This window comes from Burkholderia sp. HI4860, from assembly GCF_002223045.2.
Taxonomy (GTDB): Bacteria; Pseudomonadota; Gammaproteobacteria; order Burkholderiales; family Burkholderiaceae; genus Burkholderia.
In genome coordinates, this window is record NZ_NKFO02000005.1 from 846,338 (window position 1) to 868,086 (window position 21,749).

Below are 21,749 nucleotides of genomic sequence, written 5' to 3' on the forward strand. Positions count from 1 at the left end.
CGCGATCCGTGACGCTGATTCGCTTCCGCGTGCGCGGACGGACGGCCCGCGCCCGCCCAATCAATCCAGCCCGCCCTGGCACAGATACTTGATCGACAGGTAGTCGTCGAGCCCGTAGCGAGAACCTTCGCGGCCATAGCCCGACTCCTTCACGCCGCCGAACGGGGCGGCCTCGCTCGCGAGCGCGCCTTCGTTGATCCCGACGATGCCCGTTTCGAGCCGCGCCGACACGCGCGCGATGCGCCGCACGTCCTGCGTGTAGAAATACGCGGCGAGGCCGAACGGCGTGTCGTTGGCGGCGTCGACGGCGTCGTCCTCGGTGTCGAACCGGAACAGCGGCGCCACCGGGCCGAACGTTTCCTCGCACGTGAGCTGCATGTCGGCGCTCGCGTCGGCGAGCACCGTCGGCGCGTAGAAGTTCGGCCCCAGCTCGGTGAGGCGCTTGCCGCCCGTCAGCACGCGCGCGCCGCGCTCGACGGCATCGCCGACGTGCCGCGCGATCTTGTCCACCGCGCGCGCGTTGATCATCGGGCCGATCTGCGCGGCCGGGTCGGTCGCCGGCGCGACCTTCAGCGCGGCGACGCGCGCCGCGAGCTTCGCGGCGAACGCGTCGTACACGCCGGCCTGCACGTAGATGCGGTTCGGCGATACGCACGTCTGCCCGCCATTGCGGAACTTCGCGGCCATCAGCCCGTCGACCGCGGCGTCGAGCTCGGCATCGTCGAACACGATGAACGGCGCATTGCCGCCCAACTCGAGCGACAGCTTCTTCAGCGTCGCGGCCGAATCGCGCGCGAGCAGCTTGCCGACGGCCGTCGAGCCGGTGAACGTGATCTTGCGCACGCGGCTGTCGGCGAGCCAGTCGGCGGCCGCGTCGATGCCGCGCTCGCGCGACGCCGTGATCAGGTTCAGCACGCCTGCCGGCACGCCGGCTTCCTGCGCGAGGAACGCGAGCGCGAGCGCGGTGAGCGGCGTGTCCTCCGCGGGCTTCGCGACGACCGTGCAGCCGGCCGCTAGCGCCGGCGCGATCTTGCGCGCGATCATCGCGAGCGGGAAGTTCCACGGCGTGATCGCCGCGACGACGCCGATCGGCTCCTTCACCGCACTCAGCCGCTTGCCGCGCTGCTGCTGCGGAATGATGTCGCCGTACGTGCGCGTCGCTTCCTCGGCAAACCACAGCACGTACGACGCGCCGTACGCGACTTCGCCGCGCGCTTCCGCGAGCGGCTTGCCCTGTTCGCGCGACATCAGCTTCGCGAGATCGTCGGTGTTCGCGACGATCGCCGCGTGCCAGGCTCGCAGTGTCGCCGCGCGGTCGCGAGCGGGCGTCGCGCGCCAGGCGGGCAGGGCGCGTACCGCCGCGTCGGTGGCCGCGCGCGCATCGGCGGCGCCGCTGTCGGGTGCATGGGCAACGGTGTCGAGCCGCGCCGGATCGGTCACGGGGAAGCGGCTGCCGTCGAGCGCGTCGCGCCACGTGCCGTCGATCAGGTTGGCGGAGCGCAGGAGTTCGGTGCGGGTCAGCGAAAGCGGCATGGCAGGTCCTTGGATGAAGCGGTACGGCGACGACGGCGGCGCGGCACGCGCGCGACTGTCCCGTACGGACAGCGACGCTGCCGTATTCGCGGGGGCCGCGCGCGGCGCGTCAGTGACGTTCGCCGAACAGCGATTCGAGCGGGTAGTGCCGTTTGACGAACGGCGATTTGATGATCACGTAACTGAAATACTTCTCGATGCCGATGTTCTGCTCGAGCAGCCCTTCGACGATCGTCTGGTAATGGCTCACGCTGCGCGTGATGAACTTCAGCAGATAGTCGTAGCCGCCGCTCGCGAGGTGGCATTCGACGATCTCGTCGACGTTGCGGATCGCCGCGACGAAGCGGTCGAAATCCTCGCGTCGATGGTCGGCCAGCGTGACTTCGGTGAACACGACCTGCACGTCGCCGAGCTTCTCGAGCTGGATATGCGCGCCGTACCCGCCGATGTAGCCGGCCTTCTCGAGCCGCTTCACGCGGATCAGGCAGGGACTGGGCGACAGCCCGACCGCATCGGCCAGTTCGACGTTGGTCATGCGGCCGCGCTTCTGCAACTGGGAGAGGATGCGCAGGTCGATGCGATCCAGCTTGCTGTCCGTCATGTTCACGTGAGTCGGGAGTCGGAAAAATGGAATGTCCGGTTACTTTAGAGTCGAAAGATATCCGCCACAAGCCCGGCTTTCCCTTGGCCCGTCAGGCCGGCAGCGCGTGCGCGGCATCGAGCGCGCGCTGCACGCCCGCGTCGGCCAGCACGTCGTCGAGCGTCTTGCGCACGCGCTCGAACAGCAGGTCGAATTCGCCCGCGGTGAAGCTCAGCGCCGGCGCGAAGCCGAGCACGCCGTCGCCGAACGCGCGGAAGACGATGCCGTTCGCATAGGCGGCCGCCGCGATCTTGTCGGGCACGTTCAGTGCCGGATCGAAGCGCGTCTTGTGCGCCTTGTCGGTCACCAGTTCGAGCGCGCCGAGCAGGCCGACCGAGCGTGCGTCGCCGACGAGCGGATGCGCGCGCAGCGCGTCGAGGCCCGCGGCAAAGCGGGGCGCCATCGCCTGGCCGTTCGCGAGCAGCCCGCCTTCGTGATAGAGCTTCAGCACCTCGAGGCCGATCGCCGCGCTCACCGGATGCGCGGAATACGTATGGCCGTGGCCGACCACCGGCGAATCGGTGCGGCTGCCCGCGATCCCTTCGTAGACCTCGTCGGACATCAGCACCGCGCCCATCGGCGCATAGCCGGCGGTCAGCCCCTTCGCGACGGTCATCAGGTCGGGATCGACCTGTTCGGCCTCGCACGCGAACAGCGGGCCCGTGCGGCCGAAGCCGGTGATCACCTCGTCGGCGACGAACAGGATGCCGAGGCGCCGGCACGCGTCGCGCATCGCCTTCAGCCAGCCGGCCGGCGGCACGATCACGCCGCCGGAGCCCTGCACGGGCTCGCAGAAGAACGCGGCGACGTTGTCCGCGCCGAGTTCGGCGACCTTCGCTTCGAGCGCGGCGACCGACGCGGCGATCAGCGCCTGCGGATCGCTGCCGAGCGGATGGCGATACGGGTAGGGCGACGGAATATGGTGCTGGTCCGCGCGCGGCAGGTCGAAATGGCGGTGGAACGCCGGCAGCGCGGTGAGGCCGGCGCCGATCGACGACGAGCCGTGATAGCCGCGCTCCAGCGCGATCATGTGCTTTTTCGACGGGCGGCCGGTCGCATTGAAATAGTGCGTGATGAAGCGGATCGCGGAATCGACCGCGTCCGAGCCACCGAGCGTGAAGTACACACGATTCAGCGACGGCGGCGCGAGCGCGGCGAGGCGTTCGGCGAGTTCGATCGCCGGCTGCGAGCCGAAATGGAAATAGCCGGTTGCGTACGGCAACTTGGCCAGCTGGTCGGCGGCAGCTTTCACGATGCTGTCGCGGCCGTAGCCGACGTTCACGCACCACAGGCCCGAGAACGCGTCGAGCAGCGTATGGCCGGCGGCGTCGCGCAGGAATACGCCGTCCGCGGATTCGAGCACGGTGACGCCGCGCGCTTCGTGCGCACGGTAGTTGACGACGGGGTGGATCAGGTGTTGACGATCAGCTTCGATCAGCGCGGCTTGGTTCATGGCAGGCAGGACTCTCGTCAGGTGTCAGCGGTGAGGTCATGCTAACGGGCGACAAATCCGGATGCGTCTTCAATTTGCTGCCCGAAACGTATGCGCGCGGCGTTTGCACGGGGCGCTTCGGCATTTTCTGCTGCGCGCCCCGTGCGGCCGGACATCGACGTCAGTAGCCGCGCGCGCGATCGACGACGCCGATCATCGGCTGCCCCGCGCGATGGCGCGCGAGGTTCGCGAGCACCGCATCGACCGCGGTGTCGGGCCGCGTCGCGCTCGCGATGTGCGGCGTGATGCGGATGCGCGGATGGACCCAGAACGGATGGCCGGCCGGCAACGGTTCGGGGTCCGTCACGTCGAGGATCGCGCTGTCGACGCGGCCGCTCGCGAGCGCCGCGAGCAGCGCGGCTTCATCGAGCTGCGGGCCGCGCCCGACCTGCACGAGCGACGCGCCGGCCGGCAGCGCGTCGAACACGCGCGCGCCGAGCAGCCCGCGCGTGCTGTCGGTCAGCGGCAGCAGGCAGATCAGGATGTCGGTGCGGGCCAGGAACGCGTCGAGTGCCGCGTCGCCCGCGTAGCACTCGATGCCGTCGAGCGAGCGCGGCGTGCGGCTCCAGCCGGCGCACGGGAAACCGAAGCGCCGCAGCGTGTCGAGCACGGCGTGGCCGAGCGTGCCGAGCCCGAGCACGCCGACGCGCCGCGATGCCGCCGCGCGCACCGGTTTCTCGTGCCACACCTGCTCGCGCTGCTGCGCCGCATAGTCGAACAGGTCGCGATGGATCGTCAGCACGGCCTGCGTCACGTATTCGACCATCCCTTCGACGATGCCCGGCTCGATCATCCGCACGACGGGGATGTGCGACGGCACGCGCGACAGGTCGAACTGGTCGATGCCGGCGCCGACCGAGAACACGACTTCGAGATTCGGCAACAGCGCGACCGGATCGTCCGGCGGCTGCCAGGCGGCGAGATAGCGGACGGCCGCGGCGTCGCCGAGGTCCGGCCAGATCCGGAACGGCAGGTCGGGCGCCTGTTGCGCGAAGCGTGCCGCCCACTGCGCGCCGCGCACCGGGTCGGCCTTGTAGAGAAAGCTCATCGTGTGTCCCGTTCAGCCGAGCGCCTGGCTCACGATCGCGAACGCGCGCAGCGCCGGGTCGCGCGCGGGCGTCGTGCCGCGCGCCATCGTGACGACGGTATCGACGCGCGGCAGCCCGAGCCCGTCCAGCCAGTCGGACAGCCCGCTGTCGCTCGGCAGGTCGACCCGCACGAACATCCCTTCGTTCAGCGCGAGCCAGTGGCTGATCAGCGCCTGCGCGCGCAGCGCATCGGGCGCGATCACCGGCCCGATCACGTGGCCCGGGCCAAAGCGGCGGAACAGCGCGAAGCCGAGCAGCTCGCCGTCGCGATCGAGCGCGATGCCGTTCGCGACGTCGAGCAGTGCGTCGATCACCGCGCCGCGTTCGTAGCCGGCCGCGCGCGACGCGAGCGCGGCGAGGCGCGGCCCGTCGTTGGTGCCGAGCGGGCGCAGGCGCTCGCCGGGCGGCAGCGAGATCAGCGGCGGCCGGAACGCCGCGCCCTGATGCTGGTTGATCGTATCGATCGGCGCGAAGCCGAACGCCGCGTACAGCGGCTCGCGTCCCGGCATCGCATGCAGAAAGACGGTGCGGGTGCCGAAGTCGTCGAGCGCGCGGGCGAGGAGCGCGCGCTCGATGCCGGCGCCCGCGCGCTCGGGCGACACGATCAGCATGCCGAGCGCCGCGTGCGATTCGCCGAGGCGCCAGCCCAGCGCGGTCCCCACGACGCCGGTCTCGTCTTCGGCCACGATGCCGCCGCCGAGCTGGAGCACGAAGCGCCAGTCCTCGAGCCGGTGCGGCCACTTGACCGCCTCCGACAGCCGATGGGCGGCGGGCAGGTCGGTGTCGGCGAACGGGCGATAGGTGAGCGTGCGGGAAGGGTTGAGGTCGGACACGCCGGACTCCGGATGGGTGGAAATGACGCAGTCACTCTGCCAGCGCGGGTGCGGCGCGGATAGGACGATTCGCCTGTTTTCCGGCGGGGACGGGCCCGCCCGCGAGATCGACGCAAACCCGTTCGATCGACGCGGACGAACGCGCGGATCGTGCCGGCGCGGCCGGTCAATCCCGCCACTCGTGCTGTGCGAACAGCACTACGATGAATGCACGGCGGCGCTGCCGCCTGCCGGCGGGCCGCGCTGACAGGCGAGCCCGCTGCGGCAGCGCGGCGCCCACCGGCCGGCCCTGCCGCGCCGCGCCCGATCGCGCCGCAGATCGTGCTGCATGCGGCGGGCAACTTGCGGCGATTGTGCGTTTTGAGCGGCGCCGAACGATGCGCGAACGACTTTTTGCCCTGATTCAATTTCGTTGAACCCAGCCCATCCCCGGCCGTGCCGGGGCTTCACACCGACAGGACCCGACCATGATCCAGTTTGAACCGAAGTACATCACCTTCGACTGCTACGGCACGCTGACCCATTTCCGGATGGCCGAGACGGCGCGCGAAATCTACGCGGACCGGCTGTCGCCGGCGACGATGGAGGCCTTCGTGCGCGCATTCGCCGCCTATCGGCTCGACGAGGTGCTGGGCGCATGGAAGCCGTATCGCGACGTGGTCGTCAACTCGGTCCGTCGTACCTGCGCGCGGCTCGGCGTGACGTTCGACGAAGCCGAGGCCGAGCTGTTCTATCACGCAGTGCCGACCTGGGGCCCGCACCCGGACGTGCCGGCCGGGCTGTCGCGGCTGGCGTCGAAGTACAAGCTGGTGATCCTGTCGAACGCGATGGACGACCAGATCATGAGCAACGTCGACAAGCTCGGCGCGCCGTTCCATGCGGTGTTCACCGCGCAGCAGGCGCAGTCGTACAAGCCGCGCATGCAGGGCTTCGAATACATGTTCGACAAGCTCGGCTGCAAGCCGGAGGACGTGCTGCACGTGTCGTCGAGCCTGCGCTACGACCTGATGACGGCCGAGGATCTCGGGATCAGGCACAAGGCGTTCGTGAACCGCGGCCACGAGCCGGGCACGCCGTTCTACAACTATTACGAAGTGTCGGACATCGGCCAGCTCGCGACGCAACTCGGGCTGTAAGGCGCTGCGCCGGCCGATTCGTCGATCGGCGTGACGGGGCGGGACGGGACGCGGCCGCGATGCCGTCGCGTCCAATGCCACCCGTCGCGCGTTCGATCAGCGTACGAAACGAGGGTAATTACCGATATCGAGTCGTTCAAGACGGGGCCGCCCGGGCCGATATATGTACCGAACGGTTAATATTTCGAGGCCCCGCATGAAGTTGTCCACCAAACTGCTGATGCTCGTCGCCGCGGCGCTGCTCGGCGTCGTCCTGCTCGCCGCGTTGTCGCTGCACACGCTGCGCGACGCGCTGATCGACAGCCGCCGCGAAGAAATCGTCATGCTGCTGACCAAGGCCGAGCATCTGGTCGATTCGTATCGCGCGATGCAGACGAGCGGCACGCTCACGCAGGAGCAGGCACAGCAGCAGGCCAAGGCCGCGCTGGCGGCGCTCAATGCGAATTCGAAGAGCTACTTCTGGGTCACGACGTCCGACGGCGTCAACCTCGTCCACCCGAACGCGAAGTTCATCGGCACGCGCGCGAAAGGCAATCGCACGACCAGCGGCCTCACCGACAGCGAGGCGTACCGCGCGGGCATGGCGCAGTCGCATTTCGCGCTCGTCGACGTGCTGATCAAGCGCAGCCCCGACGCGGACCTGGAGCCGAAGCTGCAGGGCGTGGTCGCGATTCCCGACTGGGACTGGTGGATCGGCACGGGATTTTTCTACGACGACATCAACGCGGCGTTTGCCCGGCTCGCGACGGTGCTCGGCGCGATCACGCTCGTCATCGCCGCGGCGCTCGCGGCCATCGCATGGGGCGTGCTGCGCAGTGTCAGGCGCACGCTGGGCGGCGAGCCCGCGCATGCGACGCAGATCGCCGCCCGCATCGCCGCCGGCGAACTGGACGTGCAATTCGATACGGCGCACGCCACGCCCGGCAGCCTGCTCGTCGCGCTCGGCGACATGAAGGCGCGGCTGACCGACACCATCGCCGAAATCCAGACCACGACCCACTCGATCGCCACCGGCACCGGCGAGATCGCGCAAGGCAACCTGGACCTGTCGCAGCGCACGGAGCAGCAGGCCGCGTCGCTGCAGGAAACGGCCGCGAGCATGGAGCAGATGACGTCCACGGTCAAACAGAACGCGGACAACGCACGCCAGGCGAATGCGCTCGTGGGCCAGGCGAAGGAGGCGACCGAACTCGGCGGCGCCGCCGTGCAGGCGGTCGTCGAGACGATGCGGCAGATTTCGGACGGGTCGGTGCGGATCGCCGACATCACCGTCGTCATCGAAAGCATCGCGTTCCAGACCAACATTCTCGCGCTCAATGCCGCGGTGGAAGCCGCGCGGGCCGGCGAGGAGGGGCGCGGGTTCGCCGTCGTCGCATCGGAAGTCCGCTCGCTCGCGCAACGCAGCGCCGCGGCCGCGAAGGACATCAAGGGATTGATCGACGCGTCGGTCGAGCGGGCCGGCAGCGGCAGCCGGCTCGTCGAGACGGCGGGCGAGCGCATGACGGAGATCGTCCGGTCGATCGACCGCGTGGCCGACATCATGGGCGAGATTTCGGCCGCATCGGCCGAGCAGAGCACCGGCATCGAACAGATCGGGCTGGCGGTCGCGCAAATGGACGAAGTCACGCAGCAGAACGCCGCGCTCGTCGAGCAGGCGGCTGCGGCCGCGTCGTCGCTGGACGAGCAGGCGGCGCGCCTGCGGGCCGCCGTGTCGGTATTCCGGCTCGCTGCGTGACGGCTGCGCGCCGTCCGCCCGCGGCCGGCGCATCGTCCTGCCTGACCGCCTGACCGCCTGACCGCCTGACTGCCTGACCGTCTGACCGTCTGACCGTCTGACCGTCTGACCGTCTGACTGCCTGACCGCCTGACCGCCTGACCGCCTGACCGCCTGACCACCTGACCACCTGCGATGCGCCGCGCCGGCACACGCCTTGCGTGCGCGCCGACATGCCGGGGATGGACGCGTCGCCGCCTGGCGGCGCGGCTCCCGACGGCTGCACGGGCCCGGTTCAGGGGCAGTCCCGTCATCCTCTGGTCCTCCCCCAAAGCCGCTCGTAGCGAGCGGCATTCTTCTGAACTTTCCTGCGCGACGTACCGTCGCGATCCCCGCTGCCGACGCCCGTGCGTGCGGCGATTCGCCGTGACGTACCGCTCGTTTCAGCCGTCGTCGCCAGGCGCGCACGCGTTCGATACAAACATGCGGTTTGCGTGAGCCAAACGCGCGCCGGATGCCGAACGGGCAATTTTGTCGGCGCAATCTGCGGCGGCTGCGGCCTTACGATTTCCTGCATCGACACGGGTTGGGCAGCCGCCGCGACACGCCGCCGGGCACACGGCCACGCGGATGCGCACGCAGCAAATCATGCTGCGCAGGCCACCCAAAACGGTCGATTCGTATCGTGCGGGCCGCCCGAATCGCGACAAACCGCATTTTGGCGATGCTTAAATGAATTGCATGACGACGTTGCGACCGCCACCAGCACGCGGGCGCGGCGGGATTCGAGAACACGCTGGACCCAAGACCCCACTTTCCACAGTCAGGAGCAGTTCGGATGAGCGACGATATCGACAATGGCGGCAAGGGCGGCTTCACGCGCCGCGACATGATGAAGGTCATGGCGGCGGGCGGCATGATGGCCGCCGGCGCCGGCGGACTGCTGATGACCCCCGGCTCGGCATTCGCCGCGCCCGCGCCGAAGCGCGGCGGCAAGATCCGGGTCGCGAACGAAGCCGGCTCGACGGCCGATACGCTCGACCCGGCCAAGGGCTCGACGGGCGCGGACTACACGCGCTTCTTCATGTTCTACAGCGGCCTCACGCAGCTCGATGCGAGCCTCACGCCGCAGATGAACCTCGCCGAATCGCTGCAGACGACCGATGCGAAGACCTGGATCATCAAGCTGCGCAAGGGCGTCACGTTCCACGACGGCAAGCCGGTCGGCCCGGCCGACGTGGTGTTCTCGCTGATGCGCCACAAGAACCCGGCCACCGCGTCGAAGGTCAAGACGCTTGCCGAACAGTTCACGGATGCGAAGGCGAGCGGCCCCGACGAAGTCACGTTGACGCTCGCCAGCGCGAACGCCGATCTGCCAGTGATCCTCGCGACGCCGCAGCTCGTGATCGTCAAGGACGGCACGACCGACTTCTCGACCGGTATCGGCTGCGGCCCGTACAAGCTGAAGTCGTTCAAGCCGGGCGTGTCGACCGTCGGCGTGCGCAACGACAGCTACTTCAAGCCGGGCAAGCCGTATCTCGACGAGATCGAGCTGATCGGCATCAGCGACAGCGCCGCGCGCCTGAACGCGCTGCTGTCGGGCGACGTCCACCTGATCAACGCGATCGATCCGCGCTCGACGCAACGGGTTTCGTCGACGGCCGGCTACGCGCTGAAGGAAACCAAGTCGGGCCTCTATACCGACCTGATCATGCGCAGCGACAACCCGATCGTCTCGAGTCCCGATTTCGTCGAAGGGATGAAGTACCTGTTCGATCGCGAGCAGCTCCGCACGGCGGTGTTCCGCGGCTACTCGGTGATCGGCAACGACCAGCCGATTCCGCCGGGGCACCGCTACTTCAACGCGTCGCTGCCGCAGCGGCCGCACGATCCGGACAAGGCGAAATTCCTGCTGCAGAAGGCCGGTGCGCTGGGCGCCGCGCTGCCGCCGATCTATGCGACGTCCGACGCGAACGGGTCGATCGAAATGGCCGTGCTGCTGCAGCAGGCCGGCCAGAAGATCGGGCTGAACCTGCAGGTCAACCGCGCATCGCCCGACGGCTACTGGTCGAACCACTGGATGAAGCACCCGCTCACCTTCGGCAACATCAACCCGCGCTCGAGCGCCGACGTGCTGTTCACGCAGTTCTTCAAGTCGGATGCGCCGTGGAACGAATCAGGCTGGAAGAACGCGAGGTTCGACCAGTTGCTGCTCGCCGCGCGTTCGGAAACCGACGACGCGAAGCGCAAGCAGATGTACGGCGACATGCAGGTGATCGTCGCGCAGCAGGGGCGGGTCGGCATTCCGGCGTTCATCAGCTTCCTCGACGGCTACGACAAGCGGCTCGCGGGCCTCGGCTCGATCCCCACCGGGCCGATGATGGGCTTCACGTTCGCCGAGAACGTGTGGTGGAACGCATGACGTTGTGGCTGGCCGCCGTCGCGCGGCCGGTGCGGGCCACCGTGCCGGCCACGCGCGGTTTTTTCTGGAGTGCCGCACCATGAACCGAATTCTCATTGGCCTGATCGGCCGGCGCATCGCGGTCACCGCGCTGACGCTGCTGATCGTGTCCGCGATCATCTTCATGATCACGAACCTGCTGCCGGGCGACGCCGCGCAGGCCGCGCTCGGCCAGTCGGCGACGCCCGAGACGGTCGCCGCGCTGCGCCAGCAGTTCGGGCTCGACATGCCGGCGCACGTGCGTTACGTGCACTGGCTCACCGGCCTGTTGCACGGCGATTTCGGCCGGTCGCTGTCCGGCGACATGCCGGTGTCGGAGCTGATCGGCGGACGCCTGCCGAAATCGCTCGCGCTCGCGGCGATCACGACCGCCGTGTCGGTGCCGATCGCGCTGCTGCTCGGCATCCTCGCGGCCGTCAAGCGCGAGTCGGTGGTCGACCGCGTGATCAGCCTCGGCACGCTGTCGCTCGTCGCGACGCCGGAGTTCCTGATCGCGACGGTCGCCGTGCTCGTGTTCGCGGTGAAGCTGCGCTGGCTGTCCGCGTTGTCGTACAGCGGCCCGATCGAAAGCCTGCACGACTTCCTGCGCGCGTATGCGATGCCGGTGCTGACGCTGTGCGCGGTCGTGATCGCGCAGATGGCGCGCATGACGCGCGCCGCGGTGATCGAGCAACTGAGCGCGTCGTATGTCGAGATGGCCGTGCTCAAGGGCGCGAGCCCCGCTCGCGTCGTACTGCGCCACGCGCTGCCGAACGCGATCGGCCCGATCGCCAATGCGATCGCGCTGAGCCTGTCGTACCTGCTCGGCGGCGTGATCGTCGTCGAGACGATCTTCAACTATCCGGGCCTGGCGAGCCTGATGGTCGACGCCGTCAGCAACCGAGATTTCCCGCTGGTCCAGGCGTGCACGCTGATCTTCTGCGTCGCGTACCTGACGCTCGTGCTGTTCGCCGACCTCTGCTCGATCGTGTCGAACCCGCGACTGCGCACCTGAGCGTTCCGTCCACCTTCCGAGATGCCGCCCATGCACCCGACCGAACCCGTTCAACGCAGCAGCGCGCTGCCGCCATCCGGCGACCCGCCCGTGGGGCGGGGCAGCGTGCCGCCTGCCGCGCCTGCTCCCGACGAGCCGCGCAAGCGCCGCCGCGTACGCATCGCCTTGACCGCCGGCGGCCGCGTCGGCCTGTCGATGGCCGGCCTGATGCTGTTCATCGCCGTGTTCGCGCCGCTGCTCGCGCCGCACGACGTCGGCACGATCGTCACGCCGGACGTGTTCGCGTCGTTCAGCGCGAAGCTGCCGTTCGGCTCCGACTTCCTCGGCCGCGACATGTTGAGCCGCATCCTGTACGGCACGCGGTTGACGGTGCTGCTCGCGCTCGCCGCCGTGCTGCTCGCCGCGGTGACCGGCACGACGCTCGGGCTGCTCGCGACCGTGTCCGGCCGCGCGGTGGACGAGACGATGAGCCGGCTGCTCGACGCGCTCACGTCGATTCCGTCGAAGATGTTCGCGCTGATGTTCGTCGCCGCGTTCGGCTCGTCGCTGCCGCTGCTGGTGCTCACCGCCGCGGTCAGCTACATGCCGGGTTCCTACCGGATCGCGCGTGCGCTGGCCATCAACATCAGCACGCTCGAATTCGTGCAGGTGGCGAAGGCGCGCGGTGAAAGCGCGCTGTACATCGCATGCGTCGAGATGCTGCCGAACATGATCCATCCGATGCTCGCCGATACGGGGCTGCGCTTCACGTTCGTCGTGCTGCTGCTGAGCGGCCTGAGCTTTCTCGGGCTCGGCGTGCAGCCGCCGTATGCGGATCTCGGCTCGCTCGTGCGCGAGAACATCGCGAGCCTCGGCGACGGCTCGGCCGTCGCGATCATGCCCGCGGTCGCGATCGCGATCCTGACGGTGGGCGTCAACCTGATGATCGACGGTTTGCCGCATCGCGGCCGCCGCAAGGGCGCGGCTGCCGCCGCGGGAGAACACTGATGCGGGATGAATCGACTCCGGAATCGACGCCGCTCGTCGAGGTGCGCGGGCTGCGCGTGGTCGGCGGCCGGCCGGGCGGCGCGGAAACGACGATCGTCCACGACGTCGACTTCGACATCGGGCGCGGCGAGGTGCTCGCGCTGATCGGCGAATCGGGCTCCGGCAAGACGACGATCGCGCTGTCGCTGATGGGCCATGCGCGCGCCGGCTGCCGGATCGCCGGCGGCTCGGTGAAGCTCGGCGGCACGGACGTGTGCACGCTGGGCGCGCAGGCCCTGACCGCGCTGCGCGGCCGCAAGGTCGCGTATATCGCGCAGAGCGCGGCCGCCGCGTTCAATCCGTCGCGCACGATTCTCGACCAGGTGATCGAGAGCGCGCTGATCCACAAGACGATGACGAAGCGCGATGCGCAGGCGAAGGCGGTCGAGCTGTTCCGCGCGCTCGCGCTGCCCGAGCCGGAGACGATCGGCAAGCGCTACCCGCACCAGGTGTCGGGCGGGCAGTTGCAGCGGCTGATGGCCGCGATGGCGCTGATCACCGATCCGGAACTGGTGATCCTCGACGAGCCGACCACCGCGCTCGACGTGACCACGCAGATCGACGTGTTGCAGGCGTTCAAGAGCGTGATCCGGCGCTGCGGGATGAGCGCGGTGTACGTGTCGCACGATCTGGCCGTGGTCGCGCAGATGGCCGATCGCATCGTCGTGCTGAGCGACGGCGTGATCCGCGAGACGGGCGCGACCGAACAGATCCTGCATGCGCCGGCGCATCCGTACACGCAGAGCCTGATCGCGGCGGTCACGCCGAACGATGCCGAACGCGACGCGAAAGAGGCGAGCGCCGCGCCGGCGCCGCTGCTCGAGGTGCGCGGCGCGGTCGCCGGCTACGGCGGCCGGACCGCGAAGGGCTGGCCCGCGAAGCTGATCCTGCACGAAGTCGACCTGCGCATCGGGCGCGGGCAGACGGTCGGCGTGATCGGCGAATCGGGGTCGGGCAAGACCACGCTCGCGAAAGTGATCGCGGGCCTGGTGCCGGCGACGGCCGGGCAGATCCTGCTCGACGGCGAGCCGCTCGCGCTCGATATCGGCAAGCGCTCGAAGGAGCAGCACCGCCGCGTGCAGATCGTGTTCCAGAACGCCGATACCGCGCTCAACCCCGTGCATACCGTCGAGCGCACGCTGGCGCGGCCGCTCGCGTTCTATCACGGGATCCGCGGTGCGCGGGCCCGGCAGCGCGTCGCGGAGCTGCTCGAACTCGTGCGGCTGCCGCAGGCGGTGGCCGGGCGGCGCACCGGAGAATTGTCCGGCGGGCAGAAGCAGCGCGTGAACCTCGCGCGCGCGCTCGCGGCCGAGCCCGACCTGATCCTGTGCGACGAAGTCACGTCGGCGCTCGATACCGTGGTGGGCGCGGCGATCATGGACCTGCTGCGCGACCTGCAGACGAAGCTCGGCGTGTCGTACGTGTTCATCACGCACGATATCGCGAAGGTACGCGCGATCAGCGACGACATCGTCGTGCTGTACGCGGGCCGTCGCGTCGAAACCGGCAGCCGCGACGCACTGTGCGCGCCGCCTTATCACCCGTATTCGCATCTGCTGGTGTCGTCCGCGCCGGAGCTGCGTGCGGGCTGGCTCGACGATGCGGCCGAGCGTTGCCACCGGCCGCTGGTGCCGATCGGCGCGCGCGAGCACGAGGCCGAGCTGTGTCCGTTCCTGTCGCGCTGCGCGATGCGCGTGGACGGCGTGTGCAACCGCACGGCCCCGTCGCTGCGCACGCTCGGGAACGGCGCGCAGGTGCTGTGCCATCGCAGCGAGGAAGATCTCGCGCGCTTCCAGGCGGAGCCGGTGGAGGCAGGCGGCGCGACGGTGCAGCCGGTACGGCTGTGATGCGCGCCATCGTTCGTGCATCGTGCCTGCCCGCGCCGGCGATCGACGTTGCGCATAGTGTGCTGCGGCAGGCGCGCAAAACGGCAAATGACGCGTGTGGCGCGCGCGAATACGCGGCAACTGCGCTTTTTGATGGTGATTCAATGATTCTCATTGGACGGTCGCCGATCGTCGTCGCCGGAATGCTCGAGAAAATTCGATGAAACTGGAATCGTACTGGCTGGATACCCGTCCCGCGTTTCGCGCCGGCAGCGAAGGGCCGGTCGAAGGGCGTGCGGACGCGGTCGTGATCGGCGGCGGTTTCACCGGCTTGTCGGCGGCGCTCGCGCTCGCGCAGCGCGGCGTGTCGGTGGTCGTGCTCGACGCCGCGGAGATCGCCGGCGAAGCGTCCGGCCGCAACGGCGGCCAGTGCAATACCGGTGTCGCGCAGGATTATGCGTCGCTGGCCGCGCGCATCGGCGCCGCGCAGGCGAAGCAGTTTTATCGCGCGTACGAAAGCGCGGTGAAGAGCGTCGAGACGATCGTCACCGAACAGGCGATCGACTGCGATTTCCGGCGCGCGGGCAAGCTCAAGCTCGCCGCGAAGCCGCAGCATTTCGCGGGACTCGAAAAGACCTTCAACGCGTTGCGGCGCGACGTCGATCCGGACATCGAACTGATCGAGCCGTCACGCATCCGCGATGAAATCTGCTCCGACGGCTTCCACGGCGGCCTCCTGCAGCGCAACGGCGCACAGATGCACATGGGCAAGTTCGGCGTCGGGCTCGCGCAGGCGGCCGTGCGTGCGGGCGCACGCGTGTACGAGCACGCGGCCGTCACGCAGCTCGACCGGCTGGACGGCGAGCGGCACCGGATCACCTCCGCCCGCGGCACGATCGTCGCCGACCGCGTGCTGGTCGCGACCGGCGCCTCGCAGCACGGGCCGTTCGCGTGGTTCCGGCGACGCATCGCGCCGGTCGGCAGCTTCATCGTCGTGACCGAGCCGTTGCCGGATGCGCAGTTGAACCGGCTGTTTCCGCATCGCCGTGCATACGTGACGTCGCGCCAGATCGGCAATTACTTCCGCGTGACGCCCGACAACCGGTTGCTGTTCGGCGGCCGCGCGCGCTTCGCGATGTCGAGCCCGCGCTCCGATGCAAAAAGCGGCGACGTCCTGCGTGCGGGCATGGCCGGCTATTTCCCGGAACTGGCGAACGTGCGGCTCGACTACTGCTGGGGCGGGCTGGTCGACATCACCGCCGACCGGCTGCCGCGCGCGGGCCAGCATGACGGGCTCTATTACTCGATGGGCTACAGCGGCCACGGGGTGCAGATGTCGGTGCACATGGGCCGCGTGATGGCCGACGTGCTGTATGGCGCAGTCGCGTCGAACCCGTGGCGCGAGCTCGACTGGCCGGCGATCCCGGGCCATTTCGGGCACGCGTGGTTCCTGCCGGTCGTCGGCGCGTATTACCGGATGCAGGATTTCCTGCACTGAAGCGAGCGCCCGGGAGAATTCGATATGACAGTGCAATTCATTGGCTCGGTGGGCTCGCAGCCCGTGTCGCCCGCGATCGGCGACGTGCTGCGCACGATCGACGCATCGTTCGCGCAGCCGCTGAACCTGGACACGCTCGCGGCGGTGGCCGGGCTGAGCGTGTCGCGTTTCACCGCGCGTTTTCGTAGCGAAACGGGGCTGTCGCCGCACCGTTATCTGTGTCTCGTGCGGATACGGCGGGCGCAGGACCTGTTGCGTGCCGGTCTCGCACCGTCGGTCGTCGCGACCGACGTCGGCTTCTTCGACCAGAGCCATCTGTGCCGGCATTTCCGGCGCGTACTCGGGATCACGCCGCGCGATTACGTGGTCGCCCGCACGGGCGGCGCGCCGGTGCGAACGCCATCGACGCGCCCGCGCGCCGCACACCGCGAAGCGTCGTGTCACGCGGCGTAAGCGCACGCATGGACGACATGCCCCGCTGAGGATGTCCGGCACAAGCGCCGGCGAACGACGATTTCCGATATCGCGTGACCGCTTTCGAACGAATCCGTCACGCACTGCACAGGAGCAGAAATGACCGCAGTTTTCGTGTTGCACCGGGCCGACGGCGCACCGTCTTCCACCGCATTCCGCAAGCAGGCGTTCGGCGCGAGCGATCCGTTCGCGTCGCATCGCGAGATTGCGTGGGAAGGCCCCGACGCGATGGCCGCGGGGCGGATCGTTTTCGACGGCGAACTGGACGTGGCGAGCTTTCCGCACATCGAAACCCTGGCCGTCATCCAGGGCGAGCTGACGCTCGAAGCGGCCGGGGCCGCGCCGCTGGTGGTCGGCCCGGGGCAAGGCGCCGTCATCGGCGGCGGCACCGCACTGCGCATCGCCGCGCAATCGCCGGTAGTCCTGACGTTCTGCGCGGCAGCGTGCGCGCAACCGACGAAACGCGGCGTCTTCGCGCTGCGTGCCGACGCCGACTTCAAGCCGTCGGCCACGCTGCCGGCCGAGGCGCTGCTCGGCCCCGCGCCGCAATGCCGCAGCGACAACGTGTTCACCGACGACGGCGCCGGCTACTGCGCGGGCACGTGGGATTCGACGCCGTATCACCGGATCGTCCGGCCGCATCGCGCGAACGAGTTCATGTTCCTGCTGGACGGCGGCGTGCGGTTCGCGGCGCCCGACGGCAGCGTGCAGTCGCTCGGCACCGGCGACGCGCTGTTCGTGCCGCGCGGCGCGTCGATCGGGTGGGAAAGCAGCGAGCGCGTGGCGAAGTTCTACGTGATGCAGAACGTCAAACCTTCCACCGAACGAGACTAAGCATGTCCCCTCCGCTGCGCCATATCGAAACCTTGTCCACGCCGCCGGCCGCGGCCGACGTCGTCGTGATCGGCGGCGGCATCATCGGCGTCTTCACTGCCTACTACCTGGCCCGCCGCGGCATCTCGGTCGCGCTCGTCGAGAAGGGGCGCATCGGCGCCGAACAGTCGAGCCGCAACTGGGGCTGGTGCCGCCAGCAGAACCGCGATGCGCGCGAGTTGCCGATGGCGAGCAAGAGCATCGATCTGTGGGAACGATTCGCGGCCGAATCCGGCGAAGACACCGGCTTTCATCGCTGCGGGCTGCTGTATCTCAGCAATGACGAAGCCGAGTTGTCCCGCTGGGCGAGCTGGGGCGAATTCGCGAAGACGGCAGGCGTGACCACCTACATGCTCGACAGCAAGCAGGCCGCCGAACGCGGACGGGCAACCGGGCGGCAGTGGAAGGGCGGCGTGTTCTCGCCGACCGACGGCACGGCCGATCCGGGCAAGGCCGCGCCGGCCGTGGCCGCCGCACTGATCAAGCTGGGGGGCAGCGTCCACCAGCACTGCGCGGCGCGCGGCATCGAACTCGAAGGCGGCCGCGTCGCGGGTGTCGTCACCGAGGCCGGCGTCATCAAGACCCGAACGGTCGTGATGGCTGGCGGCGCCTGGGCGTCGTCGTTCTGCCGCCAGCTCGGCATCCGGTTTCCGCAGGCGTCGATCCGTCAGTCGATCCTGAGCGTATCGCCCGTCGACACGCCGCTGCCCGATGCGATGTACACGTCCGGCGTGTCCATCACGCGCCGCAGCGATGGACGCTATGCACTCGCGATCAGCGGCCGCGCGCGCGTGGATCTGACGCCGCAGTTCCTGCGCTTCGCGCCGCAATTCGTGCCGATGTTCGCGAAGCGCTGGCGGAACCTGCTGCCGGGCGGTCTCGAAGGCGTGCGCGGCGGCCATGAAACGCTGAAGCATTGGCGCCTCGACGCGCCGACGCCGATGGAAGCCGTGCGCATTCTCGATCCGAAGCCCGACATGCCGACCGTCACCGAAACGTACCGCCGCGCGGCCGAACTGTTGCCCGAACTGCGCGATGCGAAGATCACGCACGCGTGGGCCGGGTTCGTCGACAGCACGCCGGACGGCGTGCCGGGCATCGGCGAAGTGCCGGGCGTGCCGGGGCTGATCCTCGCGGCGGGGTTTTCGGGGCATGGCTTCGGCATCGGGCCGGGCGCCGGGCACCTGATCGCCGATCTCGCGTCCGGTGCGCAACCGTTCGTGGACCCGGCGCCATACCGGCCCGGCCGGTTCAGCGAGTCCGCGTGGGGCAAGGTCGCCGATTTCTGATGCAACGCCGTCACATGGATGAGAGTCCGCTCGTATCCGACGCGCATCGCGCCACGCCGCCCGAGAGCGGCCGGATCGGTGCGGTGAACGTTCGCCGGCCCGGCAGTGCAATGCGACAGCTTGGGAGTGCCTGATGCGTTTCAGTTCGTACTGGCTCGATACGTCGGAGCCATTCGTGAGCCACTCGCCGGAGTTGCCCGACGGCAGTTGCGACGTGGTGGTGGTGGGCGGCGGGATCACCGGTTCGGCCGCCGCGCTGGCGCTGGCCAAGAAGGGTGCGCGCGTGGTCGTCTGCGAGGCAGGCACCGTCGGGCAGGCGGCGTCGGGGCGCAACGGCGGCATGTGCAACAACGGCTTCGCGCAGGATTATGCGTCGCTGTCGCAACGTCTCGGCACGGAACTGGCGAACCGCCTGTATCTCGCGTTCGACGCGGGCGTCGACACGGTCGAGCGGCTCGTCAACGAAGAGTCGATCGATTGCAATTTCGCCCGCACCGGCAAGCTGAAGCTCGCGGCGAAACCCGAGCACTACGACAAGCTCGCGCGCAGCCACGCATTGCTCGCGGCGAGCGTGGACCCCAACACGCGCCTCGTGACGAAGGCCGAACTGCGCGACGAGATCGGCTCGGATCGTTATCACGGCGGGTTGCTGTTCGGCAAGAGCGCGGGGATGCATGTCGGCCGATATGTGTGCGGCCTGGCGCGTGCGGCCCAGGCGCGCGGCGCGCACATCGTCGAGCAGGCGCCGGTGCTCGGACTGAAGCGGCAAGCGGGCGGCGCGTATGCGGTCCGCACACCGCGCGGCGAGATCCGTGCGCGCCAGGTGCTGCTCGCGAGCGGCATTTCGCACGTCGGGCCGTTCGGCTGGATCCGCCGCAGGGTCGTGCCGGTGGGTGCCTTCATCATCGTCACCGAGCCGTTGCCGCGCGAGTGGCTCGATCGCCTGTTGCCGACGCGCCGGATGGCCACCGACACGAAGAACTTCGTCAACTTCTTCCGCACGACGCCCGATAATCGGCTGCTGTTCGGCGGGCGCGCGCGGTTCGCCGCGTCGAACCCGCGTTCGGACGAAAAGAGCGGCGCGATCCTGCGGCATCAACTGGCCGCCGTGTTTCCCGAGCTGGCCAACGTGCGCATCGACTATTGCTGGGGCGGGATGGTCGACATGACGGCCAACCGGCTGCCGCGCGCGGGCGAGCGCGACGGCGTTTACTACTCGATGGGCTACAGCGGCCACGGTACGCACATGGCCACGCTGATGGGCACGTTGATGGCCGAGATCATGGACGGGCGCGCGGAGCTCAACCCGTGGCAAGGTTTCGACTGGCCGGCCATTCCCGGGCATTTCGGCAAACCGTGGTTCCTGCCGTTCGTCGGCGCCTGGTATCGACTGAAGGACACTCTGCAATGAATTCCCCTGTTGTTCACCTGAGGCAAGCCGGCAGGCTCGATCGCTTCTTCATCGACGGCGACTGGGTGTTGCCCGACGGCAGTGACCGGTTCGCGGTCGTCAGCCCGTCCACCGAAGACACGCTGGGCGAGATCCCGCTCGGCAGCGCACGCGACGCCGACCGCGCGGTGCAGGCCGCGCGCCGCGCGTTCGAGCGCTGGTCCGCGACTTCACCGCAGGAACGCGCCGCGTTGCTCGACCGTGTGCATGCGCTGATGCTGGAGCGTGCCGAACTGTTCGCCACGGCGCTCGCGCTGGAGATGGGCGCGCCGATCGCCTATGCCCGCGGCGCGCACGTGCCGCTCGCGGCCGAACATATCCGCGTCGCACGCGACAACCTGGCGAACTACGCGTTCGTCAGGCAGCGCGGCACGACCGCGGTCGTGCGCGAGCCGATCGGCGTCTGCGCGCTGATCACGCCGTGGAACTGGCCGATCTACCAGATCACCGCGAAGGTCGGGCCGGCGCTCGCGGCCGGCTGCACGGTCGTGCTGAAGCCGAGCGAACTGTCGCCGCTCAGCGCGCTGCTGTTCGCGGAAGTGATCGCCGATGCAGGCGTGCCCGCCGGCGTATTCAACCTCGTGAGCGGCAGCGGCGAGACGGTGGGCGCCGCGCTGTCGTCGCACCCGGACGTCGACATGGTGTCGATCACCGGATCGACGCGCGCCGGCGTATTGGTCGCGCAGGCGGCGGCGCCCACCGTCAAGCGCGTCGCGCAGGAACTGGGCGGCAAATCGCCGAATATCGTGTTGCCGGATGCGGACCTGTCGCGCGCGGTCCCGCCGGGCGTGGCCGCCGCGTTCCGCAACATGGGGCAGTCGTGCAGCGCGCCGACCCGGATGATCGTGCCGCGCAAGGTGCTCGGCGCGGTCGAGGAGCTGGCTGCTGCGGCGGCGCGCACGCTGGTCGTCGGCGATCCGTTCGCCGAGGCCACGACGCACGGGCCGCTTGCCAACCGCGCGCAGTTCGGGCGGGTCGCGCAGATGATCGACGCGGGCATCGACGAACGCGCGAAGCTGATCGCCGGCGGCCCCGGCCGGCCCGCGGGGCTCGATCGAGGCTTTTACGCGCGGCCGACGATTTTCTCCGACGTGCGTACCGACATGACGATCGCGCAGCAGGAGATCTTCGGCCCGGTGCTGGCGATCCTGCCGTACGACACCGTCGACGAAGCGGTCGCGATCGCGAACGACACGGTCTACGGGCTCGGTGCGCACGTGCAGGGCACCGACAAGGCGCAGGCCCGCGCGGTGGCCGCGCGTATCCGGGCGGGGCAGGTGCATCTGAACTACCCGGCATGGGATCCCCAGGCGCCGTTCGGCGGCTACAAGCAGTCGGGCAACGGCCGCGAGTACGGGATCGAAGGGATGGAGGAGTATATGGAGATCAAGTCGATCGTCGGCTTTTACGACTGACCCGGCC

At 69.1% G+C, this 21,749-nt stretch carries 18 protein-coding genes; 13 read left to right on the plus strand and 5 right to left on the minus strand.

The features are described 5' to 3' along the window. Positions 1-60 precede the first annotated feature (60 nt). The 5 genes from CFB34_RS37875 to CFB34_RS37895 all read right to left on the minus strand — a co-directional run bounded on the left by CFB34_RS37875 (position 61) and on the right by CFB34_RS37895 (position 5,586). On the minus strand, positions 61-1,533 hold the full coding sequence (locus CFB34_RS37875; RefSeq protein WP_089443901.1) for an NAD-dependent succinate-semialdehyde dehydrogenase: 1,473 nt from the start codon (positions 1,531-1,533) through the stop codon (positions 61-63). Positions 1,534-1,642: 109 nt separating this feature from the next. Then, entirely contained in the window at positions 1,643-2,134 is a 492-nt protein-coding gene (locus tag CFB34_RS37880) for a winged helix-turn-helix transcriptional regulator (RefSeq protein ID WP_006749694.1), read from the minus strand. A gap of 91 nt (positions 2,135-2,225) precedes the next feature. Continuing rightward, positions 2,226-3,626: an aspartate aminotransferase family protein gene (locus CFB34_RS37885; RefSeq protein WP_089443902.1), complete on the minus strand. Its 1,401-nt coding sequence runs from the start codon at positions 3,624-3,626 to the stop codon at positions 2,226-2,228. A gap of 160 nt (positions 3,627-3,786) precedes the next feature. Continuing rightward, positions 3,787-4,713, minus strand: a complete 927-nt coding sequence (locus CFB34_RS37890; RefSeq protein ID WP_089443903.1) for a glyoxylate/hydroxypyruvate reductase A — start codon at positions 4,711-4,713, stop codon at positions 3,787-3,789. 12 nt (positions 4,714-4,725) lie between these two features. After that, positions 4,726-5,586, minus strand: a complete 861-nt coding sequence (locus tag CFB34_RS37895) for a GNAT family N-acetyltransferase (RefSeq protein WP_089443904.1) — start codon at positions 5,584-5,586, stop codon at positions 4,726-4,728. Positions 5,587-6,053: 467 nt separating this feature from the next. Here CFB34_RS37895 and CFB34_RS37900 point away from each other — a divergent pair, with 467 nt between their 5' ends. The 13 genes from CFB34_RS37900 (at position 6,054) to CFB34_RS37960 (ending at position 21,742) form a co-directional block, all read left to right on the plus strand. Continuing rightward, the gene (locus tag CFB34_RS37900; protein ID WP_089429371.1) at positions 6,054-6,722 is read left to right on the plus strand and encodes a haloacid dehalogenase type II; all 669 of its coding nucleotides are present in this window, start codon (positions 6,054-6,056) and stop codon (positions 6,720-6,722) included. A 196-nt stretch (positions 6,723-6,918) separates the two neighbouring features. After that, a complete protein-coding gene (locus CFB34_RS37905; RefSeq protein ID WP_089443905.1) occupies positions 6,919-8,457 on the plus strand; it encodes a methyl-accepting chemotaxis protein in 1,539 nt (512 codons plus the stop codon). Positions 8,458-9,274: 817 nt separating this feature from the next. Continuing rightward, positions 9,275-10,858, plus strand: a complete 1,584-nt coding sequence (locus CFB34_RS37910) for an ABC transporter substrate-binding protein (protein WP_089443906.1) — start codon at positions 9,275-9,277, stop codon at positions 10,856-10,858. A 79-nt stretch (positions 10,859-10,937) separates the two neighbouring features. After that, positions 10,938-11,891, plus strand: a complete 954-nt coding sequence (locus CFB34_RS37915; protein ID WP_089443907.1) for an ABC transporter permease — start codon at positions 10,938-10,940, stop codon at positions 11,889-11,891. A 30-nt stretch (positions 11,892-11,921) separates the two neighbouring features. Further along, positions 11,922-12,878: an ABC transporter permease gene (locus tag CFB34_RS37920; RefSeq protein WP_089443908.1), complete on the plus strand. Its 957-nt coding sequence runs from the start codon at positions 11,922-11,924 to the stop codon at positions 12,876-12,878. Continuing rightward, positions 12,878-14,764, plus strand: coding sequence for an ABC transporter ATP-binding protein (locus tag CFB34_RS37925; protein ID WP_089443909.1), 1,887 nt, complete (start codon positions 12,878-12,880; stop codon positions 14,762-14,764). Before CFB34_RS37920 ends, CFB34_RS37925 begins: the two co-directional genes overlap by 1 nt. Beyond that, positions 14,764-14,967, plus strand: coding sequence for a hypothetical protein (locus CFB34_RS37930; RefSeq protein ID WP_143329550.1), 204 nt, complete (start codon positions 14,764-14,766; stop codon positions 14,965-14,967). The genes CFB34_RS37925 and CFB34_RS37930 overlap by 1 nt, the downstream gene beginning before the upstream one ends. Next, entirely contained in the window at positions 14,964-16,241 is a 1,278-nt protein-coding gene (locus CFB34_RS37935) for an FAD-binding oxidoreductase (protein ID WP_089443910.1), read from the plus strand. Before CFB34_RS37930 ends, CFB34_RS37935 begins: the two co-directional genes overlap by 4 nt. A gap of 24 nt (positions 16,242-16,265) precedes the next feature. Next, positions 16,266-16,694, plus strand: coding sequence for an AraC family transcriptional regulator (locus CFB34_RS37940; protein ID WP_089443911.1), 429 nt, complete (start codon positions 16,266-16,268; stop codon positions 16,692-16,694). 120 nt (positions 16,695-16,814) lie between these two features. Continuing rightward, the gene (locus CFB34_RS37945) at positions 16,815-17,549 is read left to right on the plus strand and encodes a cupin domain-containing protein (protein WP_089443912.1); all 735 of its coding nucleotides are present in this window, start codon (positions 16,815-16,817) and stop codon (positions 17,547-17,549) included. Positions 17,550-17,551: 2 nt separating this feature from the next. Next, positions 17,552-18,877 (plus strand): FAD-binding oxidoreductase, encoded by a 1,326-nt coding sequence (locus CFB34_RS37950; RefSeq protein WP_089443913.1) that lies wholly within the window; start codon positions 17,552-17,554, stop codon positions 18,875-18,877. Between the two features lie 133 nt (positions 18,878-19,010). Continuing rightward, positions 19,011-20,288 (plus strand): FAD-binding oxidoreductase, encoded by a 1,278-nt coding sequence (locus tag CFB34_RS37955; RefSeq protein WP_089443914.1) that lies wholly within the window; start codon positions 19,011-19,013, stop codon positions 20,286-20,288. Beyond that, the gene (locus tag CFB34_RS37960; protein WP_089443915.1) at positions 20,285-21,742 is read left to right on the plus strand and encodes an aldehyde dehydrogenase family protein; all 1,458 of its coding nucleotides are present in this window, start codon (positions 20,285-20,287) and stop codon (positions 21,740-21,742) included. Before CFB34_RS37955 ends, CFB34_RS37960 begins: the two co-directional genes overlap by 4 nt. The last annotated feature ends 7 nt before the right edge of the window (positions 21,743-21,749 follow it).

Excerpts from the sequence above, each read along its gene's own strand:
- CFB34_RS37885 (WP_089443902.1), bottom strand. The coding sequence starts at position 3,626 with ATGAACCAAGCCGCGCTGATCGAAGCTGATCGTCAACACCTGATCCAC.
- CFB34_RS37960 (WP_089443915.1), top strand. The coding sequence starts at position 20,285 with ATGAATTCCCCTGTTGTTCACCTGAGGCAAGCCGGCAGGCTCGATCGC.
- CFB34_RS37925 (WP_089443909.1), top strand. The coding sequence starts at position 12,878 with ATGCGGGATGAATCGACTCCGGAATCGACGCCGCTCGTCGAGGTGCGC.
- CFB34_RS37900 (WP_089429371.1), top strand. The coding sequence starts at position 6,054 with ATGATCCAGTTTGAACCGAAGTACATCACCTTCGACTGCTACGGCACG.
- CFB34_RS37875 (WP_089443901.1), bottom strand. The coding sequence starts at position 1,533 with ATGCCGCTTTCGCTGACCCGCACCGAACTCCTGCGCTCCGCCAACCTG.
- CFB34_RS37930 (WP_143329550.1), top strand. The coding sequence starts at position 14,764 with ATGCGCGCCATCGTTCGTGCATCGTGCCTGCCCGCGCCGGCGATCGAC.
- CFB34_RS37945 (WP_089443912.1), top strand. The coding sequence starts at position 16,815 with ATGACCGCAGTTTTCGTGTTGCACCGGGCCGACGGCGCACCGTCTTCC.
- CFB34_RS37935 (WP_089443910.1), top strand. The coding sequence starts at position 14,964 with ATGAAACTGGAATCGTACTGGCTGGATACCCGTCCCGCGTTTCGCGCC.
- CFB34_RS37950 (WP_089443913.1), top strand. The coding sequence starts at position 17,552 with ATGTCCCCTCCGCTGCGCCATATCGAAACCTTGTCCACGCCGCCGGCC.
- CFB34_RS37905 (WP_089443905.1), top strand. The coding sequence starts at position 6,919 with ATGAAGTTGTCCACCAAACTGCTGATGCTCGTCGCCGCGGCGCTGCTC.
- CFB34_RS37955 (WP_089443914.1), top strand. The coding sequence starts at position 19,011 with ATGCGTTTCAGTTCGTACTGGCTCGATACGTCGGAGCCATTCGTGAGC.
- CFB34_RS37910 (WP_089443906.1), top strand. The coding sequence starts at position 9,275 with ATGAGCGACGATATCGACAATGGCGGCAAGGGCGGCTTCACGCGCCGC.
- CFB34_RS37890 (WP_089443903.1), bottom strand. The coding sequence starts at position 4,713 with ATGAGCTTTCTCTACAAGGCCGACCCGGTGCGCGGCGCGCAGTGGGCG.
- CFB34_RS37915 (WP_089443907.1), top strand. The coding sequence starts at position 10,938 with ATGAACCGAATTCTCATTGGCCTGATCGGCCGGCGCATCGCGGTCACC.
- CFB34_RS37920 (WP_089443908.1), top strand. The coding sequence starts at position 11,922 with ATGCACCCGACCGAACCCGTTCAACGCAGCAGCGCGCTGCCGCCATCC.
- CFB34_RS37880 (WP_006749694.1), bottom strand. The coding sequence starts at position 2,134 with ATGACGGACAGCAAGCTGGATCGCATCGACCTGCGCATCCTCTCCCAG.
- CFB34_RS37940 (WP_089443911.1), top strand. The coding sequence starts at position 16,266 with ATGACAGTGCAATTCATTGGCTCGGTGGGCTCGCAGCCCGTGTCGCCC.